The following is a 14231-nucleotide window of genomic DNA, read 5'->3' on the forward strand; positions in this document are numbered from 1 at the left end:
AACAGTTCGATAAAAACGAACTATCTGCCCTCGTTATCAGCTCGGGCATTTTTTACGGAGCAATGTTTTCAGCGATGAATACCGACATTCTCGAACCTCAAGCGGTGTGCAGTCCGATCACCAGCAGTGCGATTTTCATCGTCGCGACGCTGAATGCCGGGCCTGAAGCCGCGCAAACCGTCAAAGACTGGTGCGGCGATGTTGCCGGGCTGGTGCGTTCGGTTGGCAAGCGCGTCCCGACCGGCAATCTGACCTGCATCTGCGGCTTTTCCTCGAACGCCTGGGATCGCCTGTTTGGCCATCCGCGCCCTGCGTCGCTGCACGATTTTCGCGAGTTTGGCGAGGAAGGGCGGCACGCTCCGGCAACCCCGGGCGATCTGCTGCTGCACATTCGCGCCGATCAAATGGACCTGTGTTTTGAACTGGCCACGCAAATCATGGCGGTTCTCGGCGAGGCGGTGACGGTGGTCGATGAGGTTCAAGGATTTCGCTATTTCGACATGCGCAGCATCATCGGTTTTGTCGACGGCACGGAAAACCCGGTCGGGCGCAAAGCGGTCAACTTCACCATCGTCGGTGACGAAGACCCCGAGTTCAGCGGCGGCAGCTACGTGCTGGTGCAGAAATACCAGCACAACATGACCGCGTGGAACGGCCTGAGTGTTGAAGCACAGGAGCGCGTTATCGGTCGCACCAAGCTCTCCGATATTGAACTGGATGACGCGGTCAAACCGAGCAACTCGCACAGCGCACTGACCACCATCACCAACGCAGCCGGCGAGGAAGTGAAAATCCTCCGTGACAACATGCCGTTCGGCCGGCCGGGGGCAGGGGAGTTCGGCACCTTCTTCATCGGCTACGCGCGCTCGCCGGAGCCGATGGAGCAGATGCTGGAAAACATGTTTGTCGGCAAGCCACCGGGTAATTACGACAAGTTGCTGGATTTCAGCACCGCCGTCACTGGCAGCCTGTATTTCGTGCCGTCAGCGGACTTGCTGGAAGCACTGGCGGATCGCTGATCAGCGAAAAAACTCCCCCGGCGTTTCGCCAAACTGTTGGCGAAACGCAGCGATAAACGCCGAGGTCGAGTCGTAACCACAGGCCAGCGCAACGTCGGTGACGCGTTCGCCTTTTTCCAGCGGTGTCAGTGCACCGAGCAGGCGCAAACGCTGGCGCCAGGCGCGGAAGGTCAGGCCGGTGTCACGTTGAAACAGGCGGGTTAGGGTCTTTTCGGTGACGCCGAACTTCTCGCTCCAGTGGCTCAGTGTGGTCTGCTGTTCCGGGTGTTGCTCAAGGCTCTGGTAGATCTGCTTCAAGCGGGCGTCTTGTGGCAACGGCAGCATCAGATCGATCTGCGGCGCCTCGGCCAATTGATCGAGGATGACCTGGGCCAGACGTCCGTGCGGGCCGCTTTGCTCGTATTCCACCGGAACCTCACTGAACGCGCGAATCAGTTCCCGGAGCAGGTCGCTGACGCCCAGCACATGGCAGCGCTCAAGCGCCCATCCGGCGACGCTGCAATCGATGTAGAGACTGCGCATTTCCGTGCGCGGCGAGCTGAACACCCGATGCGGCACGCCCGCCGGGATCCACACGGCGCGCTCCGGCGGAGCGATAAAGCGGCCGGCGCTGGTCTGGATTTCCAGCACGCCCTGAATCGCGTAGGACAGCTGCACCCACGGGTGACTATGCCGCCGGGTCAGGGCGCGATTGGGCAGCGATTCGGTGCGGCCGTAGAGAGGACGCGGCAGGCTGGGCAGCCCGGGAATGCTGCGACGGACGCTTTTCTCATGTCCTTTAGGCGGCATCTTGTGACCCTTCGGCGTTAGTCGGTAATTGGCAGTCACGTTAGAGTCGTCGGCACGCACTGGCAACCCCCGGATGAACCGACCATGACTCGCCCACGTTTTTTGCCTGACAACTTTACCCTGACGCTGATTGGCGTCGTGCTGCTGGCCAGTTTCCTGCCGGCGAGCGGCCAGGTCGCCGTCGGCTTTGGCTGGTTGACCAACATCGCCATCGCCCTGCTGTTTTTCCTGCATGGCGCCAAGCTCTCGCGCGAATCGATCATTGCTGGCGCCGGCCACTGGCGCCTGCATTTGCTGGTGTTTGGCCTGACGTTTGTCCTTTTCCCGCTACTGGGCCTGGCGCTGAAACCGCTGCTGTCACCGCTGATCGGCGACAAGCTGTACATGGGCATGCTTTACCTGTGCGCATTGCCGGCCACGGTGCAGTCGGCGATCGCCTTCACCTCGCTGGCGCGGGGGAATATTCCGGCGGCGATTTGCAGCGCGGCGGCGTCGAGCCTGTTCGGGATTTTCCTCACGCCGCTGTTGGTGACGCTGTTGCTCGACGTCCACGGTGATGGCGGTTCGACGCTGGATGCGATCCTGAAAATCAGCGTGCAATTGCTCCTGCCATTCATTGCCGGGCAGATCGCCCGTCGCTGGATTGGTGCGTGGGTCGGACGCAACAAGAACTGGCTGAAGTTTGTCGATCAGGGTTCGATTCTGTTGGTGGTTTACGGCGCGTTCAGCGAGGCGGTCAACGAAGGTATCTGGCATCAGATTCCCGTGGTCGATCTGCTGGGGCTGGTGGTGGTCTGCTGCATTCTGCTGGCGCTGGTGCTGTTGGCGTCGACGCTGTTGGGCAAGGCGTTCGGCTTCAGCCAGGAAGATCGCATCACCATTCTGTTCTGCGGCTCGAAAAAGAGTCTGGCCACCGGCGTGCCAATGGCGCAGGTATTGTTTGCCGGTAGCACGATTGGCGTGTTGATTCTGCCGTTGATGCTGTTCCATCAGATTCAACTGATGGTCTGCGCGGTGCTCGCTCAGCGCTATGCGAAACGGCCGGAATCGGTGCCGGAGCTCATGGCGCAAGTCGATCCATAACACGGCCCACCGGCAGCTCTTACAGAGTCCCCGTGTATTTCACGGCGGCAGCCGCCCGAGAGGGTACGTTGAGCGTGCGCAACAGCGATGACACATGAATACGCACCGTGAACGGTGAGATATCCAGTTCGCGGGCTATTTCCTTGTTGGTCTTGCCTTGAGCGATCAAGCGCAGCACGTCTTGCTGACGAGGTGTGAGGGCGGCGCCGGTTTCTAGCGGCAGCAAGCCGGACGGCGCAAACTTCACCAGCACCTCACCTTCACGAATCGCCAGAATCGCCTGACCGATTTCATCGGGGGCGATGTTTTTGCCGATAAAGCCGTCGATACCGGCGGCCATCACTTCATTGATCAATGCTTGATCGTCGACCATCGACACCACGATCAATGTCGTGCGCGGCAAGCGTCGACGCAGCTCGACGAGCTGGCTGACGCAGGTCAGGCCGGGGAATCTGAGATCGAGAATCAGCGTGTCCGGCTCGTCATCCAAAGGCAAAAGGGCCAGTACGGCGTCGAGGTCACCGGCTTCCTCAAGGACGGCGTCAGGCAGCAAACGCTCAACCGTGCGCAGCATCGCTTCACGAAACAAAGGGTGATCGTCGGCTATGATAATTCGGCAGGTCATGGCATGACCCTCCCTGGGTCAGGCGTGGCTCAAGGTCTGCACATTAGCACCGAGCGCACGGGTTGCCTGTAGGCTGATTCGGAATCTGACGATAGCCGCACAAGGACGTTTACCATGAAGTTCGAGAAAAACACTGAACTCGATCAGGCCAATTTGCGCATTATCATCGCCAGCATTGCCGTGGTTTACATGCTCATACTCGGCTTTTTGCCGGGGCAGCGCTTCGATACCTATTTGCCGGTGATCACCTACATCATCGTGTTTTTGCTGGCCTCGATCGGCTTGCGCCAGGCGATTGCGCGCTGGCCGGGGCATTACCCGGCACGGCGGATTTTCGCCATGGTCCACGATTACACCGGCACCTGCTTCGGGCTGGTGATCGGTGGTGAGGCGGCGTTGCCGCTGTATGCGGTGATTATCTGGGTCAATCTCGGCAACGGCATGCGCTATGGCTCGCGCTATCTGGCGATTGCCACGGCGCTGGCGTTAGTGGCGTTGCTGTGTGTTTATCGGCTGACGCCGGTGTGGCAAGCGCAACCGTTCATGGTGTTGATGCTGATGCTCACCAGCACGGTGATTCCGTTTTATGCGCACTTGTTGCTGGAGCGCACGCGCAAGGCCTCCGAAGAAGCGGTGGCGGCGAATCTGGAAAAGTCGCGATTTCTCGCTCAGGCCAGTCATGATTTGCGCCAGCCGATTCATTCGATTGGACTGTTTACTGCGTGCCTGCGTGAGTCGCGTTTGGGTGAGGACGAGCGGCGGTTGGTCGACAACATCGACCGTTCGTTGCTCAACGTCTCTCAACTGTTCCGCTCGATTCTCGACCTGTACACCCTCGACAACGGGCGCGTGTTGCCCAAACTGCAAAGCGTGAATCTCGGCGAATGGCTGGCGGAGCTGATCCGTCAGAACGCCGAGGCGGCGCTTTGGGCCGGGGTCGAGCTGCGTTTGCGTCCTTGTTCCTACTGGGTTCAGACCGACCCGGCGTTGCTGGCGACCATGGTGCAGAACGTGCTGTCCAACTGCTTCAAATACGGTGCGCAGCGGCCGGTGTTGATCGGCGTGCGCCGGCGTGGGGCAGGGCTGGCCATCGTGATTTATGACCGTGGCAACGGCATTGCCGAAGAGCATCTGGGCAAGGTGTTCGAGGAGTTCTATCGGGTGCGGCAAGTGCGCGATAAGGATGTCGAAGGCGTCGGGCTGGGACTGTCGATCGTCAAGCGTCTGGGGGAGTTGATTGGTGTCGGCGTTACTCTGCGTTCGCGGCTCGGGCGGGGAACGGCGGTGAGCTTGTACGGCTTGCCAATCGCTGCGCCGCCGCAGGTAACGGTCAATCGTGATGAGGCGCGTCAGGTCGGTCTGCTGACCGGGTTGAAGGTGTGCCTGGTGGAGGATGATCGTAATGTGTTGCTGGCGACTTCGGCGTTGCTGGAGCGCTGGGGCTGCTCGGTTCAGGCCGAGTTGACGGCTGAGGATCTGATCACAGACTGCGACATCATCGTTGCCGACTATGACCTTGGGACTCACGCTACCGGCATCGAATGCATCGACGATGTGCGCAAGCAGAGAGGCTGGGCAGTGCCGGCGATGATCATCAGCGGGCACGACGTCGAAAAAATCCAGGCAGCCCTGCACGACCGCGACATTGCCATCCTGTCCAAACCGGTGCGCCCGGCCGAGCTGCGCGCGACCTTGAGAGCCCTGCGCGACCGACAACCCGAACCCGCTGAAAGCGTTTCGTGAATGATCATCGCGGACACAGCCAAGATCCCTGTGGGAGCCAGCCTGCTAGCGATTTGGCCAGCAGGCTGGGTCCCACATTTTCAGATCAGCGCTTGCACAGGTAATCCTGGGTGATGGTGGTCTGCAGGCAGTTGTACTGGCCCATCGTGCGGCAGATGTTTTTCTCGGAGCCGGTGACTTCGGCGTTTTTGTAGCCCCAGGTCTTGCAGCGTTGTGCGGCGACGGTCAGGCCTTGTTCGGCGCTGGTCTGGCCGCTTTCGAATTGGCCCAGTTCATAGGAGACCTGGACGACGCCATCGTTTTTGCTGCCGCCAGTGGCTTCCCATTGTTTCGGCGTGGCGCAGCCGGTGAGGAACAGCGCGCTGAGAGTGAGTGTTGCGATCAGGGTTTTCATAAGTAAACGGTGTCCTTTACCGGGCGGGGAAGTTACTGCAATGGAATCGGCGAGGCGCCTTTCGGCAGGCATGACAGCGGCGGCGACATGATGCCCATGCTCGCCACAGCGATGATTACGCCGCTGGGCAATTCACAGTTGTATTCCCCGGCCGGGGTGTAGGCGGTGTAGTAGGTGAGGGTGCTGTCGTTGCGGATGTTGTCGATTTTCGACACCGGTTTACCGATCACCGTTTGCGCGCGTTCTTTCATGCTCGCTTCAGTGGGTTTGACGGTCTGGCAGCCGGCCACGCCGAGCAGCACAGCGCCGACCAAGGCGATCTTGCAGAGGTTTGCATGGAGTTTCATGGTGTTTCTTCCTTGGTGTTGTTCTGATTTCCAGGCACAACGATCCCGCACGCTGCGAACAGGCAACGTTGAGGAACATCGAGGGGTGCGGGGGAATATAACGCCAGCGGACAGGGCGGTCGATTAGCACAAATGTGCTAGTGCAGTGGGGGATCGACGGCCGTTAGGCGCTTCTCTTCCTGCCCGATTCGGGCAAAGCTCGAATCAGTCTAAAAACACTGACCCGCGTCGGCGAGCCTTTGCTAGGCTCAAAGATGTAGGCGAAGACGCAGACTGATGCGCAATCGGATAGCAAGGGGGCGTGGGGCGCGCTCCGAAAGGTACACGGTTAGAAAGATCTCCGCGCTGAGATCCAGCCCTTATGCCGTGTGAAGCAGCCGAGGCCGTACCTTTTCAATTTGACCCGGTACTGTGGGAAGCCCGATAAACCTTGTAAGCCAGAGACCAGCACTGGCCGCCTGCTCGAACACCAAAGCCCGCTTCGTGCGGGCTTTGTCGTTCCTGCCAGGTCAGATCGCTTGCAGCGCCTGCGCCAGATCGGCACGCAGGTCTTCGACGTCTTCGACGCCCACCGACAGACGCACCAGGCCATCGCCAATCCCCAGTTTCGCCCGGGTATCAGCCGGAATGGTCGCGTGAGTCATGATCGCCGGGTGCTCGATCAGGCTTTCAACGCCACCGAGACTTTCCGCCAGGGCGAAGATTTTCACGTTCTCGAGAAAGCGTCGCGCACCGTCCAGATCGCTGTTCAGATCAACCGAAATCATCCCGCCAAAACCACGCATCTGGCGCTTGGCCAACTCATGCTGCGGATGCGACGGCAGCCCTGGATAGTAGACCCGTTTGACCTGCGGTTGCTGCTCCAGCCACTGCGCCAGATCCAGCGCGTTGCTGCAATGACGCTCCATGCGCAGGGCCAAAGTCTTCACCCCGCGCAGGGTGAGAAATGCATCGAACGGCCCGGCAATCGCACCAACCGCGTTCTGCAAGAAGCCCAGCTTCTCGGCCAGTTCTTGGTTCTGGCCGACCACGGCGATGCCGCCGATTACATCGGAGTGACCGTTCAGGTACTTGGTGGTCGAGTGCAGCACGATGTCGAAACCCAGCTCCAGCGGCCGCTGGATATACGGGCTGGCAAAGGTGTTGTCGGCCACGCTGATGATCCCGCGAGCGCGGCAGATACGGGCGATAGCGGCGAGGTCCGACAGGCTCAGCAGCGGGTTGGTCGGTGACTCGACAATCACCAGGCGTGTGTCGTCCTGCAGCGCCGCTTCGAACGCCGCCAGGTCAGTCAGATCGACGTAGCTGAAACGGTGTCCGGCACTGCGCTGACGGACCTTGTCGAACAGGCGGAACGTGCCGCCGTACAAGTCATTGCCGGAGATCACGTGCGAACCGGCATCGATCAGTTCGAGCACCGTGGAAATCGTCGCCAGCCCGGAGGCGAACGCAAACGCCTGGGTGCCGCCTTCAAGGTCCGCCACGCAACGCTCCAGGGCAAAACGCGTCGGGTTGTGCGAGCGGCCGTAATCGAAACCCTTGTGCACGCCGGGGCTGTCTTGCAGATAGGTGGAGTTGGCGTATATCGGCGGCATCAGCGCGCCGGTGGTCGGGTCCGGTTCCTGCCCGGCGTGGATCACCCGGGTCGCGAAGCCTTGGGATTTATCGTCGTGCTGACTCATGCGAGGGATCTCCGTAATTGGTTGAGCATGTCGGTGCGGGTGATCAGGCCATGGAAGCCCGATGCATCGGCAATGATTGCGACGAGGCCACGGCTGAGCACCGCTTCCAGTTCAGCGAGGCTGGCGCCAGGGGCGAGGGTCTGCAGTTTGTCGGTCATCACGCTGGACACCGATTGGCTGAAGCGGGCGGCGTCTTCGTGCACCGCCAGCAGGATGTCTGATTCGTCGATCACCCCGACCAGTTGCTTGCCTTCCACCAGCACCGGCAGTTGCGAGACATCCGCCAGGCGCATGCGCTGGAATGCGGTGAGCAGGGTGTCATCCGGGCCTACGCTGATCACGCGGCCGTCCTCGAAACGCCGGGCGATCAAGTCGCGCAAATCGCCGTAGCCCTTGCGCTGCAACAGGCCCTGATCGGTCATCCACTGGTCGTTGTAAACCTTCGACAGGTAACGCGTGCCGGTGTCGCAAACGAAGCTGACCACACGTTTCGGCTCGGTCTGTTCGCGGCAGTAACGCAGCGCCGCAGCGAGCAGAGTGCCGGTCGACGAGCCGCCGAGAATGCCTTCGGCCTTGAGCAACTGGCGGGCGTGAGCGAAGCTTTCTTCATCGCTGATCGAATAGGCGTGGCGCACGCTGGAGAGGTCAGTGATCGACGGAATGAAGTCCTCGCCGATGCCTTCCACCGCCCATGAACCGGGCTTGGGCAGAGAACCGTCGCGGCTGTATTGCGCCATCACCGAACCGACCGGATCGGCGAGGACCATTTCCAGATCCGGCTGCACGCGTTTGAAGAAGCGGCTCAGGCCCGTCAGCGTACCGGCCGAACCGACACCGACGACGATCGCGTCCAGATCATGTTCAGTCTGCGCCCATATCTCCGGCGCGGTGCTGCATTCGTGGGCCAGCGGGTTGGCCGGGTTGTTGAACTGGTCGGCGAAAAATGCGCCGGGAATGTCTTTCGCCAAACGGGCGGCGACATCCTGGTAATACTCGGGATGACCCTTGCCGACGTCGGAGCGGGTGATGTGCACTTCGGCGCCCATGGCCTTCAAGTGCAGGACTTTCTCGGTGGACATTTTGTCTGGCACCACCAGCACCACGCGATAACCTTTGGCGCGGCCCACCAGTGCCAGGCCCAGGCCGGTGTTGCCGGCGGTGGCCTCAACGATGGTGCCGCCGGGTTGCAGACGACCATCACGCTCGGCAGCGTCGATCATGGCCAGACCGATACGGTCCTTGATCGAACCACCGGGGTTCTGCGATTCGAGCTTGAGAAACAGTGTGCACGGGCCAGTATCGAAACGAGTGACTTGAACCAGCGGAGTGTTGCCTATCAGCCCAAGTACGGCAGGGCGTGATTCCTTTGACATTTCTTCACCTCTTAATGGTGTTGATCGCGTTCCAATCGCGGGGAAAAGACTCGCGTGCAACATAGGCTCAGACATCAGCTGTCGCAACCTTTAGTCGGCCGCAAATGCTGCCATTTCGATCTAACCATAGATCGAAATCAGAGACCTGCCGGGGCGGGTTCGAGTACGTTTACACAGAGGCGTCATTGAGTTTTCAAAGGGCGTCTTCAGGGCGACGAACAGCTTGAATTGGCGAGAAATTCCCTGGCGCAAAAAACCGTTCATCCTTCACGCGCGCTCTCGGCTACGGAGTGTTTACAAGCGACAAGCAGCAATCTTTTGATCATGAGGGAAACTCGTGTTGATCGCGATTAAAATGAGTTTGTCTCACCAGTGACCGATGCCGACAATGGCCGCCATCAACAGGACATTGGAGTTGTTTGTTATGGCACTGGCCCATTCCCTTGGATTTCCGCGCATCGGTCGCGACCGCGAACTGAAGAAAGCGCAAGAGGCGTTCTGGAAAGGAGAACTGAACGAGGCCGGCCTGCGTGATGTTGGCCGTGAACTGCGCAAGGCCCAATGGGACCTGCAAAAAAACGCCGGTATCGAATTGCTTCCGGTCGGCGATTTCGCCTGGTACGACCAAGTGCTGACGCACTCGCTGATGTTTGGCGTAATCCCTGAGCGCTTCCGTCCACACGACGGCAAAGCCAATCTGCAAACCCTATTTGGCATGGCCCGTGGCGTCAGCGACAGTTGCTGCGGCGGTGCGCACGCCCAGGAAATGACCAAGTGGTTCGACACCAACTATCACTACCTGGTCCCGGAATTCAGTGCGGATCAACAGTTCCAGTTGGGCTGGGAGCAGTTGTTCGAAGAAGTCGAAGAAGCCCGTGCGCTGGGCCACAACGTCAAACCGGTGATTATCGGCCCACTGACGTATCTGTGGCTGGGCAAGGCCAAGGGCGCGGAATTCGACAAGCTGGAATTGCTCGATCGTTTGCTGCCGCTGTACGGCCAGATCTTCGCGCGCCTCGCCGCTCAAGGTGTGGAATGGGTACAGATCGACGAGCCGATTCTGGTCCTTGATCTGCCGCAGGAATGGAAGAACGCGTTCGAGCGTGCCTACAACCAGATTCAGCGTGATCCACTGAAGAAACTGCTCGCGACTTACTTTGGTGGTCTGGAAGAAAATCTTGGTCTGGCGGCGAACCTGCCGGTTGATGGTCTGCACATTGATCTGGTCCGCGCGCCGGAACAGTACCCGACCATTCTCGATCGTCTGCCGGCCTACAAAGTGTTGTCCCTGGGCGTGGTCAACGGGCGGAATGTCTGGCGCTGCGATCTGGAAAACGCCTTGGCGACATTGCGCCATGCCCATGAGCGTCTGGGTGATCGCCTGTGGGTCGCGCCGTCCTGCTCGCTGCTGCACAGCCCGGTGGATCTGGGCCGTGAAGACAAACTCGATGCCGAACTGAAAAGCTGGCTGGCCTTTGCCGTCCAGAAGTGTGAAGAAGTGGCAATTCTGGCGCATGCCGTCAATCAGCCGGAAGCGCCGAAAGTGCTACGTGCATTGACTGAAAGTCGCTCGGTGCAGGCTGCACGTGCAGCTTCCCCGCGCATTCACAAACCTGCGGTTCAGGCGCGAGTTGCGGCGATCACGGCCAAGGACAGCCAGCGTCAGTCGCTGTTTGCCCAGCGCATCGCCAAACAGCGCGCGGGTCTTGATCTACCACTGTTCCCGACCACGACGATCGGTTCGTTCCCGCAAACCGCGTCGATCCGCCTCGCTCGTCAGTCGTTCAAACAGGGCAAGCTGACCGAAGCCGAATACACCGAAGCCATGCACAGCGAGATTCGCCACGCGGTGGAAATCCAGGAACGTCTGGGCCTCGATGTGCTGGTGCACGGTGAGGCCGAGCGCAACGACATGGTCGAGTACTTCGCCGAGCAACTCGACGGCTACGTATTCACCCGGTTTGGCTGGGTGCAGAGCTACGGTTCGCGTTGCGTGAAACCGGCGGTGATCTTCGGCGACCTCAGCCGCCCGAAAGCCATGACGGTCGAGTGGATTCGCTACGCCCAAGGTCTGACCGACAAGGTCATGAAAGGCATGCTGACCGGCCCGGTGACCATGCTGATGTGGTCGTTCCCGCGTGAGGATGTCAGCCGTGAAGTGCAGGCCCGGCAACTGGCGCTGGCGATCCGCGATGAAGTGGTCGATCTGGAAGCCGCCGGCATCAAGATCGTGCAGATCGACGAAGCGGCGTTCCGTGAAGGTCTGCCGTTGCGTCAGGCGCAGTGGCAGCCTTATCTGGACTGGGCGACGGAAGTGTTCCGTTTGTGCGCCTCCGGTGTGCGCGACGAAACGCAGATCCACACGCACATGTGCTACAGCGAGTTCAACGATGTGATTGAGTCGATTGCAGCGATGGATGCCGACGTGATCACTATCGAAACCTCGCGTTCCGACATGGAGTTGCTGGATGCCTTCGAAGCCTTCGCCTACCCGAACGAAATCGGCCCGGGCGTCTACGACATTCACTCGCCACGCATCCCGGATGCCTCGGAAATGGCTAATTTGCTGCGCAAGGCTGCCAAGCGGATTCCGGCAGAACGCCTGTGGGTCAACCCGGATTGCGGTTTGAAAACCCGTGGCTGGCCAGAAACCGAAGCGGCGCTGGTGCACATGGTTACCGCCGCCCGGCAACTGCGCAAAGAGCTGGCATAACGCTCGGCTTGCATGAAATACAACACCTGTGGGAGCGAGCTTGCTCGCGAAAGCGTCCATTCAGTCAACATCAATGTTGGATGATCTGCCGCCTTCGCGAGCAAGCTCGCTCCCACAGGGTTTTGGGCAAGTCATGAAATTCTGGATGGCCTCGCGGGACCTGTTGTTGCTACTGTGGCCAGCCGCAATCCAAGTGTTTGCCGCTGCATGAATCATCAACCCGTTATCCAAACCGTGTCTGACGCAGACATTCCCGAGGTGCTGGATTTTGTTCTAAAGGCCCGCGCCGAGCTTTTCCCCAAGCTCAGCGCGACCGGCATGCCTGACGATCTGGCGCGTTTTGCCGAGGTTTATCTGCGTGGGGCAGGGCGCTTTCTGATCGCTCGCCATGAAGGGCAGATCGTGGCCTCGATCGGCTATCATCCTTACGACCGACGCTTCCCGCACTTGCCTTATCCGGACCTTAAAGTGGTGGAAATCGTACGGCTGTTTGTCCTTCCATCGCAGCGCCGCTCAGGTCTGGCCGGTGCGCTATATCGATCAATCAAAGATCTGGCAGTCGCCAGCGAAGTAGAAGTGATCTACCTGCACACCCATCCATTTCTGCCGGGCGCCATCGAATTCTGGCAGCGCCAAGGCTTCAAGATTATCGACGTCGACGCTGACCCGGTCTGGCAAACAACCCACATGCACAACGTCATGAGTGAAATCTGAGAATCTGCGCCCCATCGAACGGGTCCGTCAGGTAATGCGCCCTGACCCCGAACGTCTCCTGTAAGCGCTGCGGCGTCAGCACCGCCAACGGTTCGCCCAACGCCACCAGCCGCCCGCGTTCCAGCACCGCCAGACGATCACACTTCAGCGCCTGATTGAGATCATGCAGAGCGATCAGCGTGGTCACCGGCAACGCCCGCACCACGTTGAGAATGGTCAGTTGATGCTGAATGTCGAGGTGATTGGCCGGCTCGTCGAGCAACAGAATCTGCGGCCGCTGCGCCAGTGCCCGGGCGATGTGCACCCGCTGCCGTTCACCGCCGGACAGGCTGCGCCACAGACGCGTGCGCAGGTGCATTGCGTCAACGTCGGTCAGCGCCTGCTGAACAATCGCGTCGTCGGCCTGCGACCACGGTTGCAGCGCCGACAACCACGGCGTACGCCCCAACGCCACTGCGTCGAACACGCGAATGCCATCGTCGGTATCAGCTTGTTGCTCAACCACCGCAAGCTTTTGCGCAATGCTGCGCCGGGCCATTTTGCCCAGGCGCAGACCGTCGAGCAGCACCTCGCCAGCGCTCGGTTCACGCAGCCCGGCCAGCAACTTCAACAGAGTGGATTTGCCCGCGCCATTCGGCCCGACAATGCCCAGGGTTTCGCCACGCTGAACCTCAAGGCTGACACCGTTGAGCAACTCGGCGCCGCGCACCCTGAAGCTCAGGCCGGAACAACTCAAAACACTGTTCATCGTGCCGACCTGCGGCCAACCAGAATCAAGGCAAACACCGGCGCCCCGACCAGCGCGGTAATCACCCCGACCGGAATCACCTGGCCCTTGATCAGTGTGCGCGACAGCACATCGGCGGCTATCAGAAACACCGCGCCACCCAACGCACTGGCCGGCAGCAACCGCGCATGACCGGTGCCCAGCAACAGACGCGCGGCATGAGGAATGACCAGACCGACAAAACCGATCGAGCCGACAATCGACACCATCACTGCCGTCACCAGCGCTGCACAACCGATCAGCAGAATCTGCACACGCCGCACCGGAATGCCGAGCGACGCCGCCGAATCCGCACCAAAGGTAAACGCATCTAGCGCCCGCCGATGCCACAGGCAGACAACCAACCCCAATACGGCCACTGGCACCGCCAGCCACACCGATGGCCAGCGCACGCCGCCAAGATTGCCCAGCAACCAGAACATGATCCCGCGCGCCTGCTCGGAGCTGGCCGAGCGGGTGATCAGAAACGCCGTCAGCGCATTGAACAGCTGCGAACCGGCGATCCCCGCGAGAATGATCTGCCCGGTACCGCTGGCCGAGCCGCTGACCCGCGCCAGCACAATCACCAGCACGAACGCCGTGACCGCGCCGGCGAAGGCACCGACTGACAGTGAGATGATCCCGGCACCTACGCCAAGCAGCGCGACCATCACCGCTCCGGTCGAGGCGCCGGCAGAAATGCCCAGCAGATAGGGATCGGCCAACGGATTGCGCAGCAGCGACTGTAAAATCACTCCGCAGGTCGCTAACCCTGCACCGCATGCCGCCGCGACCAATGCCCGGGTCAGGCGGTAGTTCCAGATGATGCCTTCATCGATCGGGTCGAGGACATGCCCGGCGCCCCACAGTTTGTTCGCCAGCACTTGCAACACCACGTCCGGTGCAATCGAGGTTTCACCGATGGCCACGCCGGCGACCACTGCAATCAACAGGGTCGCCAGGGCCAGGAACGTGCGGATCAG

At 60.4% G+C, this 14231-nt stretch carries 13 protein-coding genes; 5 read left to right on the plus strand and 8 right to left on the minus strand.

Translation table 11 applies throughout. The features are described from left to right. The first annotated feature begins 74 nt into the window (after positions 1–74). Positions 75–1019 carry a Dyp-type peroxidase gene (locus AB4O01_RS02725; RefSeq protein ID WP_460090596.1) on the plus strand — a complete coding sequence of 315 codons (945 nt, stop codon included), beginning with the start codon at positions 75–77 and terminating at the stop codon, positions 1017–1019. Here the strand turns inward: AB4O01_RS02725 and AB4O01_RS02730 are convergent, their stop codons facing one another. Next, positions 1020–1808 carry an AraC family transcriptional regulator gene (locus tag AB4O01_RS02730; protein ID WP_460090598.1) on the minus strand — a complete coding sequence of 263 codons (789 nt, stop codon included), beginning with the start codon at positions 1806–1808 and terminating at the stop codon, positions 1020–1022. Positions 1809–1892: 84 nt separating this feature from the next. Between AB4O01_RS02730 and AB4O01_RS02735 the strand changes: the two genes are divergently transcribed. Further along, positions 1893–2891 (plus strand): bile acid:sodium symporter family protein, encoded by a 999-nt coding sequence (locus AB4O01_RS02735; RefSeq protein ID WP_110720925.1) that lies wholly within the window; start codon positions 1893–1895, stop codon positions 2889–2891. Positions 2892–2910: 19 nt separating this feature from the next. Here AB4O01_RS02735 and AB4O01_RS02740 read toward each other — a convergent pair whose 3' ends face one another. Then, positions 2911–3516 carry a LuxR C-terminal-related transcriptional regulator gene (locus tag AB4O01_RS02740; protein WP_460090599.1) on the minus strand — a complete coding sequence of 202 codons (606 nt, stop codon included), beginning with the start codon at positions 3514–3516 and terminating at the stop codon, positions 2911–2913. Between the two features lie 114 nt (positions 3517–3630). Between AB4O01_RS02740 and AB4O01_RS02745 the strand changes: the two genes are divergently transcribed. Then, the gene (locus AB4O01_RS02745) at positions 3631–5259 is read left to right on the plus strand and encodes an ATP-binding response regulator (RefSeq protein ID WP_460090600.1); all 1629 of its coding nucleotides are present in this window, start codon (positions 3631–3633) and stop codon (positions 5257–5259) included. A gap of 85 nt (positions 5260–5344) precedes the next feature. On the opposite strand, the gene yecR is transcribed toward AB4O01_RS02745, so the two are convergent. From yecR to AB4O01_RS02765, 4 genes are all read right to left on the minus strand, one after another. Next, positions 5345–5653 carry a YecR family lipoprotein gene (gene yecR / locus AB4O01_RS02750; RefSeq protein WP_007918065.1) on the minus strand — a complete coding sequence of 103 codons (309 nt, stop codon included), beginning with the start codon at positions 5651–5653 and terminating at the stop codon, positions 5345–5347. Between the two features lie 32 nt (positions 5654–5685). After that, positions 5686–6000, minus strand: a complete 315-nt coding sequence (locus AB4O01_RS02755; protein WP_116256656.1) for a hypothetical protein — start codon at positions 5998–6000, stop codon at positions 5686–5688. Positions 6001–6509: 509 nt separating this feature from the next. Next, entirely contained in the window at positions 6510–7682 is a 1173-nt protein-coding gene (locus AB4O01_RS02760) for a cystathionine gamma-synthase (RefSeq protein ID WP_099758775.1), read from the minus strand. After that, positions 7679–9055, minus strand: coding sequence for a pyridoxal-phosphate dependent enzyme (locus AB4O01_RS02765; protein WP_093437711.1), 1377 nt, complete (start codon positions 9053–9055; stop codon positions 7679–7681). Before AB4O01_RS02765 ends, AB4O01_RS02760 begins: the two co-directional genes overlap by 4 nt. Positions 9056–9479: 424 nt before the next feature. On the opposite strand from AB4O01_RS02765, the gene metE reads away from it, so the two are divergent. Continuing rightward, on the plus strand, positions 9480–11768 hold the full coding sequence (metE, locus tag AB4O01_RS02770; RefSeq protein ID WP_460090601.1) for a 5-methyltetrahydropteroyltriglutamate--homocysteine S-methyltransferase: 2289 nt from the start codon (positions 9480–9482) through the stop codon (positions 11766–11768). Between the two features lie 207 nt (positions 11769–11975). Beyond that, positions 11976–12482: a GNAT family N-acetyltransferase gene (locus AB4O01_RS02775; RefSeq protein WP_460092202.1), complete on the plus strand. Its 507-nt coding sequence runs from the start codon at positions 11976–11978 to the stop codon at positions 12480–12482. On the opposite strand, the gene AB4O01_RS02780 is transcribed toward AB4O01_RS02775, so the two are convergent. Beyond that, a complete protein-coding gene (locus AB4O01_RS02780) occupies positions 12466–13230 on the minus strand; it encodes an ABC transporter ATP-binding protein (RefSeq protein WP_460090602.1) in 765 nt (254 codons plus the stop codon). The genes AB4O01_RS02775 and AB4O01_RS02780 overlap by 17 nt on opposite strands. Further along, positions 13227–14231 (minus strand): FecCD family ABC transporter permease, encoded by a 1005-nt coding sequence (locus AB4O01_RS02785; protein WP_460092203.1) that lies wholly within the window; start codon positions 14229–14231, stop codon positions 13227–13229. Before AB4O01_RS02785 ends, AB4O01_RS02780 begins: the two co-directional genes overlap by 4 nt.

The organism is Pseudomonas sp. S2_E02 (genome assembly GCF_054668355.1).